This window comes from Leptonema illini DSM 21528 (assembly GCF_000243335.1).
GTDB classification, from domain to species: domain Bacteria; phylum Spirochaetota; class Leptospiria; order Leptospirales; family Leptonemataceae; genus Leptonema; species Leptonema illini.
This window is the reverse complement of the sequence record NZ_JH597773.1, coordinates 1499805-1515471: the sequence shown is the minus strand read 5'-3', so window position 1 is coordinate 1515471 and position 15667 is coordinate 1499805. Positions and strand designations below refer to the sequence as shown.

The window sequence follows — 15667 nt, the reverse complement described above, 5'->3', positions numbered from 1 at the left end:
AGGCAGGACTGCGATCCGGCGCGGAAATAGGGACCTTAACCGATTCGGGAAAACCGATCAGTCGAGACGGTCCACGATCTGAACGAATTCATCCATGCCGACGATCTCGACGACCTTGCGCAGATGGCGCGTCAGGCCGGCAAACAGGATCTTTTTTCCCTCGAAGCGCGAGCGAGAAATCAGGTTGAGCAGAATGGAAATGCCGCCGGAATTGATGTACTTCACCTCAGAAAAATCAAAAACGACCTGCTCGGGAGAGGCCTGGATCAGGCTTTCGAAGGCCGCCGTCAGCCGACTTTCCCCCTCTGCCGTCAGCTCGCCTGCCATGCGCAGAACGGGACGCTGCGCTATGTTTTGAATTTCTACAGAGAAGAGATCTGTCATGCCTTTCCTCACCGAATCGAAACGGCGACTGCATGCACATATTCGACGGCCTGCCTCGATTTACAAGTGAAATCTTTCGGTTGCCCGATAGCTTGCGTTCGCGAGAACGGGGCGTGACGTCATCTGAGACATTCCGCCGTTTTGCCGAACTCTACCAGCCTTTCTTTCCTCCGCTTTTGCGAGACGTATTTTCTGAGCCGGACCGTCAGGCCTTCCTTGCAGAGCGCTTCGAAGCCGTCCGCCAGCTCAAAAGAAGGCATATCAGGCTCGAAAAAGATCCCGTTCTGTGGAACGGAGATTTTCTCGAAATAGCCCTGCCCGATCTGCCGTTTCTCGTGGACATGGTCCTCAACCTGTTGGGCTCATATGAAATGCGAACGCGATTTCGCATTACGGCCCTCTTCTCTGTGCAGAGAGACGAGGCCGGCAACCTGCTCTCCGTTGATAAAACTCAGAAGACTGAGAAAGCGGGTCTGCACCTCGAATCCTGGACATACTTCTCTCTTGAAAGCTATGATGAGTCTGTCCGGGATTCATTTTTACGTTCCCTTGAACATAACCTAAACGACCTCGAACGCATGGTCGAGGATTTTCCCGAGCAACTTGCTTCACTGGCCGAGGTGCAGGGTGATGATTTTTTTCAGACCGATCGACATTGGCTGATCGAACACTTTGTTCTGATGGGAACGGCCAGGGTAACCACTCAGGGCCGTCGCGTCGGTCTTACACACTGCCTCGGCATCCTGCGTAACACAGAATTCGCAAATCGGCTGACAGACTGGATGAACCGCTTTTTTGTCGATCAACCTCACCGAGGCCATTGGCAGCTGCGTGGCCTGCATATCTATGAAACCGATCTACCGAGCGAAGTGAAGCGCCGCAAGCCTCTGCACGTTGCGTTATTCACTTCGGATTCTGAAATTAGGCTGCTGATCGGCAGCTTCGCTTCAAAAGGGGAACTGAGCCCGCGGTTCACCATCCCGCCGCTTCATCGCAAGATCGACGCCGTAGCGGCGGCCCTCGATATTCCTCTCGGTTCGCACAGCTGGCGCGAACTGTACAGGTTAACGCAGCTTGTTCCGCTCGGTTTTCTCTTTACAAGATCTATCGCCTTCTGGCAGGCCTGGTTCGGCTTCTTACTCGACCGTCAGCATATTGACGAAGGGGCTCATCTCTTTCTGGTCGACGAGGAATACGGCGGATGCTGGCTTGTGCGCACCGTTTTTGACGGCGAAGAGATCGCCCTCGCTCTGCGTGCATTTTTTCACCGGCACAATATCGTCGTTCGCACGGAGCTGCACCGACATAATGAAGGCATCGAATACGAGTTCCTGTGGCTCCAATCTGAGGCGGGCGCAGGCGCGATCAGAGATCTGCTCGTAGAAAACGAAGGCTCCTTGCTTCGATCGTATCGAGCCCGATTATTATCTCTAATCGCAGATCGCATCACGGGAGCGCAGGCGATTCGTGAACGATCGGCGATGGCGCTGCATGCGCTGAACGAAGACATCAGGCAGCATCTGACGCCCGGGCAATTTCTTGATGGCCTTCTGCATATCGAGAAACAGAGCGATGCCTTCTCGGTGCAGTATGAGTCTCACCCGGCCCCGGCATTTCACGTATTCAGCAAGCATGCCGCTCTGTTAAGCGAGATGACGCCGGCCTTTGATAGCTGCGGCCTTTCCGTCGAACATGCTATCAAGCTGGATATGTTCTGCAAAGAGCAGACTCACTATCGCCATCTTTTCTTCATCAGCGACGCTCTGCCTGAATCCGAGGCGGCAACGTTATGCGAAGTTCTATCGGGTATTCTGAACGGCAGGACGTCGGTGGAGCTGTTGAACCGCCTTTCGCGCAGATCGGATTTCACTCTTCGCCGCCTGCGTATGTTGAAGGCGCTTCTTGCATGCCTGTATCAGATGGATCGTTCGGTGTCACGCCTCTTTCTCATGCAGATGATGCTCGCACACGCAGGCTTCGCCCTTGCCCTATTAGAGTATGCAGAGGCGACCTTCGCTCATGACGATGCCGAGCAGCGAAATCGAGCGCAGCATATTCATACCGAATCGCTCGATGCGCAGATCGCCCTTCTACGCACCCTGCCCGAGCGCATGGCCGGCCTGCGACTCAAGGAGCTTCTGTTCGCCGTCGTTCGAACGAACTTCCTTCTCGATGAAAACGAGATCAACCTCAAGATAGAGAGTCGTCGGCTCAGCTTTGTTCAGGACCCGAAGCCACTGTTCGAGATATTCGTCTATGCCGTCGATTTCGAAGGCGTGCATCTTCGCTTCGGACCCGTATCAAGGGGAGGAATCCGCTGGTCGGACCGGATCGACGATTTTCGCGTCGAGATTCTCGGTCTTGTGCATACGCAGCGCGTCAAGAATACGATGATCGTGCCCGAGGGCAGCAAAGGAGGGTTTGTACTCAAGCAGACGGGAATGAATCCGGCGGCGGGTAAGGCGGCCTATCGCCGTTTTATGGGCGCTCTGCTGCGTATGACGGATAACCTATCCAACAACGAAGAGGAACCCGGTCGCCAGATCAGGCCGGAGGGGCTTGTATGCCTCGACGGCTTTGATCCCTATCTTGTCGTCGCCGCCGACCGGGGCACGGCACGGTTCAGCGATACGGCAAACGAGGTTTCGGCGGAGCACCGGTTCTGGATCGGCGACGCCTTCGCCTCGGGCGGCAGTAACGGCTACGATCATAAAAAGCAGGGCATCACCGCAAAAGGCGCCTGGCAGTCCGTGAAATCTCATTTCGCTTCGATGAATATCGATCCCGAATCGGACGTTATCCGCTGCGTCGGCATCGGCGACATGAGTGGAGATGTATTCGGTAATGGCATGCTGCTTTCGCGCACGATCAAGCTGATCGCCGCCTTCAATCACCGGTTTATCTTTATCGATCCCGACCCCGATCCAGCCCGATCTTTTGAAGAACGCAAGCGGCTCTTTGAGGCCGGCCTCGACTGGGATGCGTATGCAAAAGAGCTGATCTCTGCGGGCGGAGCGGTCTACGAACGAGACCGCGCCGATCTGACGCTTTCGCCAGAGGCGCGCAAAGCGCTCGGAATGCAAAACCGAAACGCGATCAGCAACGGCAGCAAGAGCGGACCCCGAGACGTTCCCGATTCCGTTAGTGGAGACGAACTGGTGCGGGCCATCCTCTGTGCCGACGTCGATCTGCTCTGGAACGGCGGAATCGGCACCTATGTGAAGGCAAGAAGTGAAAGGAACGAAGAGATCGGCGATCCGGCTAACGATGCCGTGCGCGTCGACGGTAGTAGTTTACGTGCCCGCGTCGTCGGTGAAGGCGGCAATCTCGGTTTCAGCATGCAGGGCCGGTATGAGGCCGCCGCTGCCGGAGTTCTGTTAAACACAGATGCGGTCGATAATTCCGGCGGCGTAGACATGTCAGATCACGAAGTTAACCTGAAAATTCTGCTGGAAGACATGCTTTCGCGCAAACTCATAGCGTCGCGTGAAAGACGTAATGAGATGATTCGCGAGCTTGAGCCGCTTATGATCGATCAGGTGATTGCAAATAACAGAGCGATTAATCGGTGTATTCGCATGGAAGAGCGCCGGCTTTCAGAGAATGGCGCCATGCTTCCTCTTCTGATACAGGAACTGCTTGAGAATGACGCCTGTGAAAGCGACGAGCTGCCGCCCGATATGCAGAGGCTCACGTCGCCTCTGGTCGGCAATCTTGTCGGATGGAGCAAGCTTTATTACCGTGCCCGTATCGACCTGCGTTTCGAGGATTATCCGGAGTTTGTCGAGCGTCGCTTTAAAGGCATGCCGCTCGGCGATGAGACCTTGCGTGACTGTGTGCAGCGTCATCCGCTGCGCGATGCCATAGCAAAAACCGAGGTCATCAATCATATCGTGCACCATGCGGGGCCGACCTTTCTCTTTCGTCTTCATCATCAACTGGGCCTTTCTTACGAAGCGGCCGTCGCCCACCGCCTTCGTCTGGAACGCTGGATCGAAGCCGACCGCCTGCGCATCGATGCGCAAAAACGTGGATTCGATCGCCTGCTTGAACTGGAGACGATGATGGAGCGCGCCTTTTTCGTTGTGCCCTCACAGCTTCCCTTCGACCAATCGCCACTGCCGGCCGACATTCTACAATCAGCAGACTACGAGAGGATGCTGGATCGCATCCGTCTGTTTCTTTACTGGGCGCCAGAGGGGCTGCATCGGCTACAGGAACTGCATCTTGATGAACTGGAGAATTCTATACGCCTGCTTCCGGCTTTAGATCGCGCCGAGATGCGCTTTCAAGGAAGGCTACTGTTACAGCTGGAGCAGATTCGATCCGTCGCCGTGCATGAGCGCGTCGATGCCCGACGGCTGCGTAAGCTGATGAAAAGCCTGAAAGAGGCGCGCCGTATCGTTAAAGAACGACCGGCGCCCATTGCCCTGCACGAGCTCTTTCGCGAAATCCTCGAGGAACAGCAGGCCTTTACGAACTCTTGAAAAGAGGCCCGTATTCAAGCAGCAGGCAGATCTCGACGTTGCCTTTGCGTCCTGCAAGCGTGGAATCGGCCGCGGCACGGACTGTATAACCGAGCTCCGTGGCGCGAGCGATCATCTGCTCGCGAATCTGGAGGCGTAGCGCTTCGTCTCGTAGAATCCCTTTCTCAGTTTGCGCCGAGGCCTCAAACTGCGGCTTCAAAAGAAAGATGCCGCTGAAAGAGATATCGCTCTGATCAGCGAATCGGGCGACGGCCTCAAATACGCTACCCAGCGATAAAAACGAGATGTCGCAGGAGAAGAACCAGGGCTGCTCGGCAAGATCGGCCGGATCAAACCACGAGGCGTCGATGGACTTCACGTTATGTCGATCAAGCACCGTTACCCGTTCGTCTCTCTGTATCGTATGATCAAGAAGCCCTCGCGCAACATCGACGGCATAGACGCGCCTTGCTCCGTGGTCGAGAAGCACGCGCGTGAATCCGCCATGTGCGGCGCCAAGATCGACGCAAATGTGGCCCGCGATGCGCTTTTCGAGGGCGAACGCTTTAAACGATTCAATTGCTCCGAGTAGCTTCGCCGCCGATCGGGCGGGGAATTCTCGCGGCCTTTCTTTCAGGATGATTTCGTTGCGGTCGCTGATCTGTCGGCCGGGCTTCGTTTCTGGGCGACCGTCGACGAGAACCTTGCCCGTCATGATAAGCGTAACGACGGCCGGAAGATCGATCTGTTCGCGTTCCGACAGGTATTCGTCAAGACGGAACTTCATCGGTCAATGATCGCGGTTAAGAATATAGCTTACCAGGTTAACGAGAGCGTCGCGCGCTGCTTGCGATACGGGAAGGCTCGCGGCTTCGCCGGAGGTCTGTGCTGCGAGCGAATGGGCGAGTGCCTGACTGCGATCCAATCCGATGAGCGACGGGAAGGTTAACTTTCCCGTACGCTCGTCTTTGCCCGCCGTCTTGCCGAGTCGGTCCGTATCGCCGGTAACGTCGAGGATGTCGTCGGTAATCTGAAAGAGAAGGCCGATGCCGACTCCGAATGCCGAGAAGGCATGGGACTCTTTCTGGTTGCATATCCCTCCCAGCTCGCACGATGCCCGGATCAGGGCGCCGGTCTTTTGCATATGAATGGCCAGGAGCTGTCGTCCGGCTTCCAGAGAAGAGACCGGCTCGAAAAGATCGAGCATCGCCTTCTGGAAGTCTGAAGTAATCAAGCGGGTTTTGCCGAACTCTGGCGGAACGGATCGTGGTCCGTCGAAATGCGGCTGACCGAATCTCAGGCTTCCTTCGCCGGCAGGAAAGTTTGCCTTCTCGCGGCTGAGATCAAGGGCCTGGCCGGCTGCCATACCGGCATGACCGGCGGCATCGGCGAGGATGCGCAGTTTCGCGGCGATGTCTCCGCCGGCATCGGCAAGAAGACGAAAGGCGAATGTATTCAGAGTATCGCCGGCAAGCACGGCCGCCCATTCCGGATAACGCCGGTGGCAGGACGGCATGCCGCGTCGCATATCGTCGTCGTCCATCGCAGGCAGATCGTCATGGATCAATGAATAGGTATGAATGCATTCGATAGCGGCGGCGGTGATCAGGGCCTCGCGGCCTTTTGGCGTTGCGTCAGGATGTGCCGTCTCGGTCTGATCGGCACAGAGCAGCACAAGGGCGGGTCGCACCCGTTTTCCGCCCCCCTTCAGCGAATACAGCGACGGAGCGGCAAGCTCGGGAACGGATTCCCGATTCAGAATGTCTGATACATGACTCAGGAAGAACGTCTCAAACGCCTTCCCGAGTTCAGAAAAAAGGGATTGCTCCCTGGGAGGAAGACCGGCCTTTCCCGTCATCCTACCAGTTCGCGCTCGCTGAAGAAGAAGGCGATCTCAATCTTAGCGTTTTCGACGGAATCAGAGCCGTGAACGGCGTTGGCCTCTTTGCTTTTTGCATACAGCTTGCGAATCGTATTCGGAGCGGCCTGTGCCGGATCGGTAGCGCCGATCAGATCGCGCCATTTTTGAACGGCGCCGGCCGCTTCAAGTGCGGCGACGATAACAGGGCCAGAGCTCATGTATTTGCACAGGTCGCCGTAGAACGGACGCTCTTTATGAACGGCGTAGAAACGGCCGGCATCGTCGGCGCTCATCTGGATGAGTTTCAGGCCAAGGACGCGAAAGCCTTCGGCTTCGATCCGCGCAAGGATGTTGCCCGCATTCTTCGATTCAAGGGCATCGGGTTTCAGGATTATGAACGTTCTTTCCATGTAACTGCTTAACAATTCCTCGAAGCTCTGCGGTCAATGGAAAAACGGATGCAGGAGCTGCCTGAGCAAAACAGGCTCGTGAAACTGCGCAAAATGAGGCTCCAGCTCGGGAAAGGCGCCGGCAGCAACGGCCCAGCGCATGATACCGTAGACAAGCAGGATGATCGCGCCGAGGCCGATCCCTGCTGCGAACAGCTTCTTGTTCTCATTATAAAGACGGGCAGCCGGACGCACAAAGATTGTGGCGACAAAGAAGAGCAGAACGGGAAGCAGAGCAAAGGAAACGGGATGATAGACGGCCGCTTTTATCAGGTCGCCGGTCACGATGTGATGGATCGCTCTTGTCATACCGCATCCAGGACAGGGATGGCCGGTTGTATTGTAAAACAGACACAGGCTGAAGCCTCCGGGCGCCGGAAGAAGAGATATAAGAAGATACCCCGAAGAAAGGATCTGCAGATCGCGCAGCTTCATCGTACGTTCCGGTATCTCTTAAAGTTTTCGAACAAAATCGGGCAGAGTTCTTGACGGAATTGCACGCTTCGCTGAGCGTCGAAGGCATGAATCGGAAATGGATAGTAGTTGCGAATCGGGCCGAAGCAAGGTTTTTCGTTCCGAATGGAAAAGGAAGGCCGTTTCAACTCGTTCACAGGATGGATCATCCGGAAGGGCGTTTGAAGGGCAAGGATTTCTATGCCGACGCAGAGGGGATTTCTTACGATAGCGCAGGCACGGGACGTCATAAGATGGAGCGCGATACCGACCCCACCGTCGTCGAGAATAAACGCTTCGCAGCGGAAATCTGCCAGTATCTGCAGCAGAATTGTTCGGGGCGAGCAGGTGAAGCGATCTATATCTGCGCCGGCCCACGGTTTACAGGCTACATGAAAGAAAAGCTTAACGGTGCATCGGGAGGAATGAACATCATCTGGATTCAGAAGAATCTGAAAGGCATCCCTGATACGGAGATTCATGAGCATCTGAAGGAGGAGCTTCCCTTTTAATCACGCTCCTGTGTAGATCGAACAAAAGAGCGGAGTCATCGGCCGGAACGATCCGGCCGAGCTCGTTCTGTTAACTTTCCACTGCTTCAACGCTGCACGGGCTGCACCAGTTCGGCGTTTCGATATTCCTGTGCAAGGCGGGCATACGTTTGCGGTATACGCAGAATCATCTCGCGCTCGGCGTCGCTGATCGGCCGGATCACCTTCGCCGGTGATCCCATCGCAAGCATGCCGTCGGGAATGCTCTTGCCGGGCGGCAGAAGGCTACCTGCGGCCAGCATGGCAAACTCGCCGATCTCACAATCATCCATCACCGTTGAACCGATGCCCAGAAAGGCATGGTTCTTCAGCCGTGCTCCGTGCACGGTAACCCGGTGCCCGAGCGTGCAGTCGTCGCCGATGATTGTCGGGTATTTACCGCCCGTCACATGAACGATGGAGAGATCTTGGATATTCGTCCGCTCGCCGATCGTGATCTCGTCTACATCGCCGCGAATCAGACATCCGAACCAGATGCCCGAGCCGGCGCCAATCTTCACGCGGCCGATCACATCGGCGGACTGTGCGATAAAGACATCGGGGGCAATATCGGGAAGGCGATCATGAAAGCGATAGATCATAGGGTTAGAGCGTTCCAATAGACAGTGCTGTCAACGCATTATGAGGGGCCGCGATAGGCGGATAATTCAAGAAGAATAAACCGCGGAGGGCTCAGAGGATGCGGAGAAAAACAAAGCGGAGAAAGCATTGGGGGGCTATTCATGTGGAACTAATCAGCCTGTGGAGTCCCACGCCCCGCGACGGGAGTCTGCAGATCCATCGAAGAATTTGTTGACCGCGAAAATCACGAAAGACGCGAAAAGAAAACCAGAAGGAACCGCGGAGGGCTCAAAGGACGCGGAGGGTGAGCGGAGAAAGCATTGGGGGGCTGCTCATGTGGAACTAATCTTCCTCTTGAGTTCCACTCTCTGCAACAGAAGTTTAAACCTCAATGAAAGAAATTGTTGACCGCGAAAATCGCGAACGGCAAACCGAACGTGCAAGAGTGCTGACTCTCTTACCTAATTTTCTCCGCGCCCTCAGAGACCTCAGTGGTTAGCTTATTCGTTGAGCAGCTTCTGTAGCCTCAGGCCGCTTACTTCTTTTGCAGAGAATCAAGGAAGCTTATTTCGGCCTGGCCCAGGATGCGTTTTGGAATCGGTACCAGGTGACCGGGGCCAAAAACAAGCACCTTCGCGCCCGAAAGATTCAGCACCCGACGCAGATCCGATCGCTGATGCTCGACGACCTTGCTTACCGTTTCAATCGTTATCTTATCGGATGAAACGTTGATATGCATCTCTTCGCTGAGCGCCGGCGTATTCTGATACGTGCGCATCGCTCCCTGCCATACCGACATGGGCAGGACGAAGAGCACGAAGATCGGCAGGATAGCCAGCGGTAGAATCTGATTGATATCGTTGAGCGGTACGTTGATGACGATGTAGCCGACATAGACGGGAACAAAGAGCAAGACAAGCAATGTTAACGGCTTGCGGTAGTACATCTGCAGCGTGAGTTTTGCGAATTCCTTATCGGTCAGTCTGAAGCGGAAGGACATGAACCTCTTTCAGACCTGCGCCGTCCGTGTCGACGAAAAGATCGGCGAAAAATGCTTTTCTGCGCCCGGTATCTATGATACGATCCGTGCATGGAAATGATGGGAAGCTGGTCTGCTGTCTTTTCGTTAATAGCTCTTTTACTCGTTCTCCTGGCCGGCTCGCTTCTACCGCGCATCAACGCAGGCATCCTGGCTATCGCCGCCGCCTATCTTGTCGGATTTCTGACGGGAACCGTCGACCCCGCCGGGATTGCGAAGGGGTTTCCCGATAACCTGTTTCTCATGCTGATCGGCATCACCCTGCTCTTCGCCATTGCCGATAAAAACGGCACACTCGAACGTATCACCGCCCTTTTCCTGCGCCTGGCCAGGGGACGGGCCGCTCTGCTGCCCATCATCTATTTCTTTCTTGCCGTGCTTCTCTCGGCCATCGGTCCGGGTAATATCGCCGCCGCCGCTCTGCTTGCACCGTCGGGCATGGCGCTCGCCGTACGTGCCGGCGTTTCACCGCTGCTCATGGCCATCCTGATCTGCACGGGCGCCAACGCCGGCGCCTTCTCGCCCGTCGCGCCAACCGGCATCATCAGCACGGGCCTTCTACAGAAGATCGGTATTGCCGATCCGCTGATACCGCTGCGCATCTTCGGGGCGACGGCCGGCCTGCAGTCGATTACCGCTCTTGGCGCCGTACTGCTTTTTTCGGATTGGAGCACGCTCAAGCATCCAGTTCCAGAGACAGCGCACATCAGTCGCCCCATCAATCGTCCGCAATGGTTAACGATTTTCGCCATCGTTACGTTAATCGTGCTTGTGCTTGTCTTTCAGCTTTCCGTCGGTCCGGTCGCCTTCGTGCTTGTGGCCGTTCTGTGGTTGCTTGGCGCCGATCGTCATCGCGCATCTCTGAAAGATCTACCGTGGGATGCGATCTTCCTTCTTACCGGCATAGCGATTCTGATCTCGGTGCTTGAGGCAAGCGGCGGCCTGACGTTGCTTGTCGGATTGATCGCCGATATCTCAGGCCCCCATACGATCAATGCCGTCCTGGCCCTTCTCACGGGCATCGCCTCAGCCTTCAGCTCTTCAAGCGGCGTGATCATGCCGGCCTTCGTGCCGATGATTCCCGAGATTATGAATCAGACGGGTGTGACCGATCCGGTCGATCTGGCCGTTGCCATCTGCGCCGGGTCGCACATGGTCGATGTCAGTCCGCTCTCCACGCTCGGAGCGCTGTGTATTGCCTCGGCTCCGGTCGGCGCCGAAGCACGTTCTGTTCTCTTTCGCAAGCTGTTGCTCTGGGGCCTTTCGATGGCGCTTGTCGGAGCGGCTCTTGCCTTTCTTTTTCTCGATCGACCGTTTTGATGGCCGCATTAGAGTTGTTACGACGCTACCTGTAAAAAAGAGAATGAGCGTGATGAGAGGGATTCATGATTCTTATGCCGTTATCTTCTCAGGACTTTGATCCGACTGAGGCAGCGATTCCCGCCCGGCTATTAAGACAGGCCGGATTTCAGGTCTGCTTTGCCACAGCCGACGGCAGGCCTGCCCTGCCCGATTCGCGCATGCTTGACGGAAAAGGGTTAGGCATCTGGAAACCGGTTCTTGTAGCTCGTAAGGATGCCGTGCTTGCCTGTAAAGAGATGATGGAGCTTTCGGAGTATCGCAACCCGAGGCTTTATTCCGATTTGCGGGCCGATGACTTCGATGGTCTGATCCTGCATGGCGGACATGCGCCCGGTATGCGACCCTATCTCGAATCCGCAGTGCTGCAACGCCTTGTAGTCGATTTCATGAAACAGAATAAGCCCGTCGGAGCCATCTGTCACGGTGTGCTGCTTCTTGCCCGTTCAAGAGATGAATCGGGCATCTCGGTCGTCAGGCATCGGCGCTTGACCTGCCTGCTTCGTAAACAGGAGATGGCGGCATACTATATGACGGGCCTCTGGCTGGGTAACTACTATCGCACCTATCCCAAAACGACGACGCAGGACGAGGTGATGTCCTTTCTTGCCTCACCGGATCAGTTTGAGGAAGGCCCGACAGCCCTTGCCCGGGATAGCGAAAGTCATCGGAATCGTGGATTCTGCGTGCGTGACGGAAACCTGATTACGGCACGATGGCCTGGCGACGTCTATAGTTTTACGCATGCCTTTCTGGATCTACTACGACGTTAGCCGCTATCAGACGTGCGAGCGTATGATAGGCTTCGATGGCAATCTCTTCGGGTCGTTTCTCGGCATCGATACCGGCAGAGGGCGCCAGATCTTCGACTGTTTCAACGGGAAGCAGCGCCTCCCCCACCCGCCAGGAATTACGGATCTTCTTGCGTTTGCTGCGATAGCTCATGCGAAGTAGCTTTTCAAGAATAGCGGCCGGTGCGCGCTCTTCGTATAACTGCACCGTAAAAAAAGACGACTCCACCGAGGGCACGGGATAAAAACAGGAGGCGGGCACGCGCTCAAGCAGTTTCACTTCGCCGAAGTTGCGCAGAAAAACCGTAAACGAGCTCTCGGCCGTCTTCGCACAGGCACGCTTCGCAAACTCCGTCTGTACCAGAAAGAAAAGATGCTGCACTCCGGGCACGCTCAGGCTTTCAAGAATCAGCTCGGTCGTTATATAGTAGGGAAGGTTTCCGCAGAGCACGGGCGCTGTTAACCCGGCAAGCGTGCGACGCGCATCGCCTTCGATCAGCATGAAGTTTGCCTGTCCCTCAAACTGTCGCCGCAGAAGCGTCGCAAGCATGGGGTCCAGCTCAAGCGCCGTTACGGGAGCATATTCGATCAGGCGATGAGTCAGCGCTCCGAGTCCAGGCCCGATCTCAATCACCGAAGGCTCGCTGCATGTCTGAAGCGCCTCGTGAACCGGACGAACCAATCGATCGATCGTGTTGGGATCAATCAGGAAGTTCTGGCCCATTGACTTGCGAATCGCTCCGCCCAGCTCGCGAAGATCGGCCTGGATTCGATCCCTGCTATAATAAGGATACACGACGGCAGAATCCGGAGCAGGCGATGTCGCTCAATCAAATAACGTCCAATGTAAGACCTCGCCACCTGCGTTCATTCGCCGGCCGCTCACCTTGCTACCTCAGTTTACGGGTTGGCTGTCTGCGTAGACTGGCTCTAACTTCATCCGTCGACCATTCGCTCAATTGCACGCAAGACGAGAAATCCCATCGGCCCGGTGAGAGAGAAGAAGAGCAACACGGCCGCCAACGCCGTCAGCTTCGAGATGCGTTCCCGTTTATAGAGTGCAAGCACGATAACGGTCCCCACAAGCAGAACAAAGCTCATCACCGCAACGGGAGCAATCTCTTCGAAACGCACGAAGAATGCGGGCATATTGAATCGATTCATCACGAGAAGCATCAGATCAAATCCGTTCACTGTAACGAACCAGAGCAGACGATCGGGCCATGTATCGGCGGCGAGGAATCCGCTGAAAACCGAAACGAACAGAAGCGGCAAAAGAATACCGGCCATGGGCACGATGACCATATTCGCAAACGGAGAAAGAAAGGCATACGAACGAAAGAAAAGCAGTATCCAGGGCGTTACGGGAAGAGAGGCGGCAAAACTGATCTGCCCCTGCTGCCTGAAGAAATGGACGATCGCAGACGGAATACGAATGATAAAGGGCACAGGCCTTTTCTTAAGATTGGCCTTGAAAAGACCGTTGATCGGCTCAAAAAGAAAGAGGATGCCGCCGACAGCCGAGAAAGAAAGCAGCGCCGAAAGGCTGATCATCGAATCGGGAAAGAAAAGGGCGGTTAACAGAGCCGTATTGATCAGATGATCGATCGTCACGATACGTCGGTGAACGAAGCTGCGCAGAGCAAAGAGACTGACGAAACAGAAGGCGCGCACCAGCGAAACGGGAAAATCAAGCAGCCATACGTAGGCGGCGGCGACGACTAACGGCGGAGCGGTGGCCAGGCCGTGCTTCGGCCCGAACAGTTTTGAAAGCGGCCAGTAAAGTACGGCGTAAAGGATGCCCAGATGCAGGCCGCTTGCGGCAAAGAGATGTAGAATCCCGAGGCCGGCCGCCGTCGATTTTGTATCGCGATCCATCCAGCCTGACTTGCCCGTAAGCATTCCAAGAGCGACGCCTTCGGCCTCTTTTGAAAAACGGATCTTCTCCTGTAAAAAAGGATGCCCGTGTTCTTTCGTCACCAGCTCAATCAGAGCGGCCTTCCATTCTGCTTTTGGATCGACGACCTCGCATGACTTCGATTGTATGAGCCAGGGAGCAAGACGCATATACGAAGAAGCTCCCTGATAACGCAGCGAGGCCAGATAATCCCCTTCGAGCCGTTTCGGAAAGTACTTCGGCGTAAGCCTGACGGCTAACGTGCATCCGACCCGGGGCATCTCGTCTTTGCGTGTCTGCACGGCGACGGGAAACGAAGAATGCGTCACGGGCTCGATATAGTTCGCCGTGCGTACCTTCTTGCGTCGCCCCGGGATGCGCACCCAGCGCCCCGTAAAATGCTCGATCGAGGTCAGGCGCACGTCGGCCAGCACAAGCCCGGGACGAATCTCTTTTACGATCTTCAGCTCAGCAGAAAGCGCCGCGCGCTGTGGCGGATTCATCCAGACGTCGGGCGCCGCATCAGGCGCCTTCCAGTCTCGAGTCGTAAAGCCAAGCAGCGCAAGAAAGAGCGGCAACAGGAACAGCACGGAGCGTCGCGCAGGCAACCAGCGAACCGACGGCCAGAGATAAAGCGGCACCGTTATACACAGTAAAAGGAAGGCCGCCCAGAGAAAGACCGCAGACGGAGCGGACGAGCGAGCGGCGATCGGATCGGCCCACCAGAGCAGAAGAAGCGTGAGAGCAAGCAAGACGGCTTTCAGAATACGGGTAGGACTCATACCCGTATGGGTGCGGACTTGCTCGATCTGTTAGAAAAAAATTAGCGCATGTAGCGCAGTCCGGTCGCTTTTCGCACATCTTCGAGCAGAGGAGCGGCGACCGCCCTTGCCTTCTTCGCTCCGGCAGCGAGCATGTCGCGCACCGTATCGGGGTCCTTTTCCAGAGTGGCGCGACGCTCGCGGGCCTCGCCGAAATGTTCGAGGATGGCCTTTAAGAGATCCATCTTAATATGTCCGTAGCCGGTGCCCGGCGTGCGAAAGCGATCGGCCAGCGCCTTGCGTCCGTCTTCGTCAAGAAAGAGAGAATAGATGTCATAGAGAGGGCCTTCGGGCTCTTTTACATCGTCCACGCCCTTTGAGTCGGTGATGATCGAACTCACGGCCTTCTTCAGATCCTTCTCGGAGGCAAAGAAATCGATGGTATTTTTATAACTCTTGCTCATCTTGCGCCCGTCAAGGCCGGGCACGACGGCGACGTCTTCGCTGATGTCGGCCTCGGGCATCGTGAGGATGTCGCCATAGACGTTATTGAAACGGCGGGCGATATCTCGCGTGAACTCAAGATGCTGCTTCTGGTCTTTACCGACCGGCACCTTCTCAGATCGAAAGGCGAGGATGTCGGCGGCCATGAGAATCGGATAAATAAAAAGCCCGCCCGAGGGGATGATGCCCTGCGCCACCTTATCTTTAAACGAATGCGCAAGCTCCAGCTGCGGCACGGTGATCTGCATCGAGAGAATCCAGGTGAGCTCGGTCACCTCGGGCACGTCGCTCTGCACCCAGAACGTCGACCGGTTCGGATCCATGCCCAGCGCCAGGAAGTCGAGCACGACGCCTTCGATGTTTCGCGCAAGATCCTCTCCCTTCTCCACCGTCGTCATCGCATGATAGCTTGCGACGAAGCAGAAAAGCTCGCTTGTCTCCTGGTATTCCAGCATCCGCTTCATCATAGAGAAGTAGTTACCGAGATGCGGACGGCCGCTGGGTTGAATGCCGGATAGGATGCGCATGGGAACAGAAATTGTCGGGCGCTCTCTCTGTCAGGCAAAAACTGCACGCGAGCCGACCATGAGA

General features: G+C 55.8%; 14 protein-coding genes. 4 read left to right on the top strand and 10 right to left on the bottom strand.

Translation table 11 applies throughout. The features are described from left to right. Positions 1 to 57: 57 nt before the first annotated feature. Positions 58 to 384, bottom strand: coding sequence for an STAS domain-containing protein (locus tag LEPIL_RS06915; protein ID WP_002771261.1), 327 nt, complete (start codon positions 382 to 384; stop codon positions 58 to 60). A 113-nt stretch (positions 385 to 497) separates the two neighbouring features. Between LEPIL_RS06915 and LEPIL_RS21770 the strand changes: the two genes are divergently transcribed. After that, a complete protein-coding gene (locus LEPIL_RS21770) occupies positions 498 to 4871 on the top strand; it encodes an NAD-glutamate dehydrogenase domain-containing protein (RefSeq protein WP_002771259.1) in 4374 nt (1457 codons plus the stop codon). Here the strand turns inward: LEPIL_RS21770 and LEPIL_RS06905 are convergent. From LEPIL_RS06905 to LEPIL_RS06890, 4 genes are read right to left on the bottom strand one after another with little or no spacing between them, the layout of a single operon-like run. Next, entirely contained in the window at positions 4858 to 5637 is a 780-nt protein-coding gene (locus LEPIL_RS06905) for an SAM-dependent methyltransferase (RefSeq protein WP_002771257.1), read from the bottom strand. The genes LEPIL_RS21770 and LEPIL_RS06905 overlap by 14 nt on opposite strands. 3 nt (positions 5638 to 5640) lie before the next feature. Continuing rightward, on the bottom strand, positions 5641 to 6708 hold the full coding sequence (locus tag LEPIL_RS23765; protein WP_002771255.1) for a polyprenyl synthetase family protein: 1068 nt from the start codon (positions 6706 to 6708) through the stop codon (positions 5641 to 5643). Continuing rightward, a complete protein-coding gene (gene ndk, locus LEPIL_RS06895; RefSeq protein ID WP_002771253.1) occupies positions 6705 to 7121 on the bottom strand; it encodes a nucleoside-diphosphate kinase in 417 nt (138 codons plus the stop codon). Before ndk ends, LEPIL_RS23765 begins: the two co-directional genes overlap by 4 nt. A 33-nt stretch (positions 7122 to 7154) precedes the next feature. Next, positions 7155 to 7595, bottom strand: a complete 441-nt coding sequence (locus tag LEPIL_RS06890) for a DUF2752 domain-containing protein (RefSeq protein ID WP_002771251.1) — start codon at positions 7593 to 7595, stop codon at positions 7155 to 7157. Between the two features lie 86 nt (positions 7596 to 7681). On the opposite strand from LEPIL_RS06890, the gene LEPIL_RS21765 reads away from it, so the two are divergent. Further along, entirely contained in the window at positions 7682 to 8125 is a 444-nt protein-coding gene (locus tag LEPIL_RS21765; protein ID WP_002771249.1) for a host attachment protein, read from the top strand. A gap of 86 nt (positions 8126 to 8211) precedes the next feature. On the opposite strand, the gene LEPIL_RS06880 is transcribed toward LEPIL_RS21765, so the two are convergent. Both LEPIL_RS06880 and LEPIL_RS06875 read right to left on the bottom strand, forming a co-directional pair. Beyond that, positions 8212 to 8745 (bottom strand): gamma carbonic anhydrase family protein, encoded by a 534-nt coding sequence (locus tag LEPIL_RS06880; protein WP_002771247.1) that lies wholly within the window; start codon positions 8743 to 8745, stop codon positions 8212 to 8214. 515 nt (positions 8746 to 9260) lie between these two features. Then, the gene (locus LEPIL_RS06875) at positions 9261 to 9725 is read right to left on the bottom strand and encodes a hypothetical protein (RefSeq protein ID WP_002771245.1); all 465 of its coding nucleotides are present in this window, start codon (positions 9723 to 9725) and stop codon (positions 9261 to 9263) included. A 90-nt stretch (positions 9726 to 9815) separates the two neighbouring features. On the opposite strand from LEPIL_RS06875, the gene LEPIL_RS06870 reads away from it, so the two are divergent. Both LEPIL_RS06870 and LEPIL_RS06865 read left to right on the top strand, forming a co-directional pair. After that, positions 9816 to 11084, top strand: a complete 1269-nt coding sequence (locus tag LEPIL_RS06870; RefSeq protein WP_002771243.1) for an ArsB/NhaD family transporter — start codon at positions 9816 to 9818, stop codon at positions 11082 to 11084. A 65-nt stretch (positions 11085 to 11149) separates the two neighbouring features. Beyond that, positions 11150 to 11896: a type 1 glutamine amidotransferase domain-containing protein gene (locus LEPIL_RS06865; protein WP_002771241.1), complete on the top strand. Its 747-nt coding sequence runs from the start codon at positions 11150 to 11152 to the stop codon at positions 11894 to 11896. Here LEPIL_RS06865 and rsmA read toward each other — a convergent pair. From rsmA to trpS, 3 genes are all read right to left on the bottom strand, one after another. After that, entirely contained in the window at positions 11862 to 12710 is an 849-nt protein-coding gene (gene rsmA, locus LEPIL_RS06860; protein ID WP_002771238.1) for a 16S rRNA (adenine(1518)-N(6)/adenine(1519)-N(6))-dimethyltransferase RsmA, read from the bottom strand. The two genes, LEPIL_RS06865 and rsmA, sit on opposite strands and share 35 nt — an antisense overlap. Before the next feature lie 140 nt (positions 12711 to 12850). Next, the gene (locus LEPIL_RS06855; RefSeq protein WP_002771235.1) at positions 12851 to 14593 is read right to left on the bottom strand and encodes a ComEC/Rec2 family competence protein; all 1743 of its coding nucleotides are present in this window, start codon (positions 14591 to 14593) and stop codon (positions 12851 to 12853) included. 41 nt (positions 14594 to 14634) lie between these two features. Then, positions 14635 to 15603: a tryptophan--tRNA ligase gene (gene trpS / locus LEPIL_RS06850; protein ID WP_002771234.1), complete on the bottom strand. Its 969-nt coding sequence runs from the start codon at positions 15601 to 15603 to the stop codon at positions 14635 to 14637. Positions 15604 to 15667 lie beyond the last annotated feature (64 nt).

Coding starts and splice junctions, on each gene's coding strand:
- LEPIL_RS06915 (WP_002771261.1), bottom strand. CDS start 384: ATGACAGATCTCTTCTCTGTAGAAATTCAAAACATAGCGCAGCGTCCC.
- LEPIL_RS06905 (WP_002771257.1), bottom strand. CDS start 5,637: ATGAAGTTCCGTCTTGACGAATACCTGTCGGAACGCGAACAGATCGAT.
- LEPIL_RS23765 (WP_002771255.1), bottom strand. CDS start 6,708: ATGACGGGAAAGGCCGGTCTTCCTCCCAGGGAGCAATCCCTTTTTTCT.
- ndk (WP_002771253.1), bottom strand. CDS start 7,121: ATGGAAAGAACGTTCATAATCCTGAAACCCGATGCCCTTGAATCGAAG.
- LEPIL_RS06890 (WP_002771251.1), bottom strand. CDS start 7,595: ATGAAGCTGCGCGATCTGCAGATCCTTTCTTCGGGGTATCTTCTTATA.
- LEPIL_RS21765 (WP_002771249.1), top strand. CDS start 7,682: ATGAATCGGAAATGGATAGTAGTTGCGAATCGGGCCGAAGCAAGGTTT.
- LEPIL_RS06880 (WP_002771247.1), bottom strand. CDS start 8,745: ATGATCTATCGCTTTCATGATCGCCTTCCCGATATTGCCCCCGATGTC.
- LEPIL_RS06875 (WP_002771245.1), bottom strand. CDS start 9,725: ATGTCCTTCCGCTTCAGACTGACCGATAAGGAATTCGCAAAACTCACG.
- LEPIL_RS06870 (WP_002771243.1), top strand. CDS start 9,816: ATGGAAATGATGGGAAGCTGGTCTGCTGTCTTTTCGTTAATAGCTCTT.
- LEPIL_RS06865 (WP_002771241.1), top strand. CDS start 11,150: ATGATTCTTATGCCGTTATCTTCTCAGGACTTTGATCCGACTGAGGCA.
- LEPIL_RS06855 (WP_002771235.1), bottom strand. CDS start 14,593: ATGAGTCCTACCCGTATTCTGAAAGCCGTCTTGCTTGCTCTCACGCTT.
- trpS (WP_002771234.1), bottom strand. CDS start 15,603: ATGCGCATCCTATCCGGCATTCAACCCAGCGGCCGTCCGCATCTCGGT.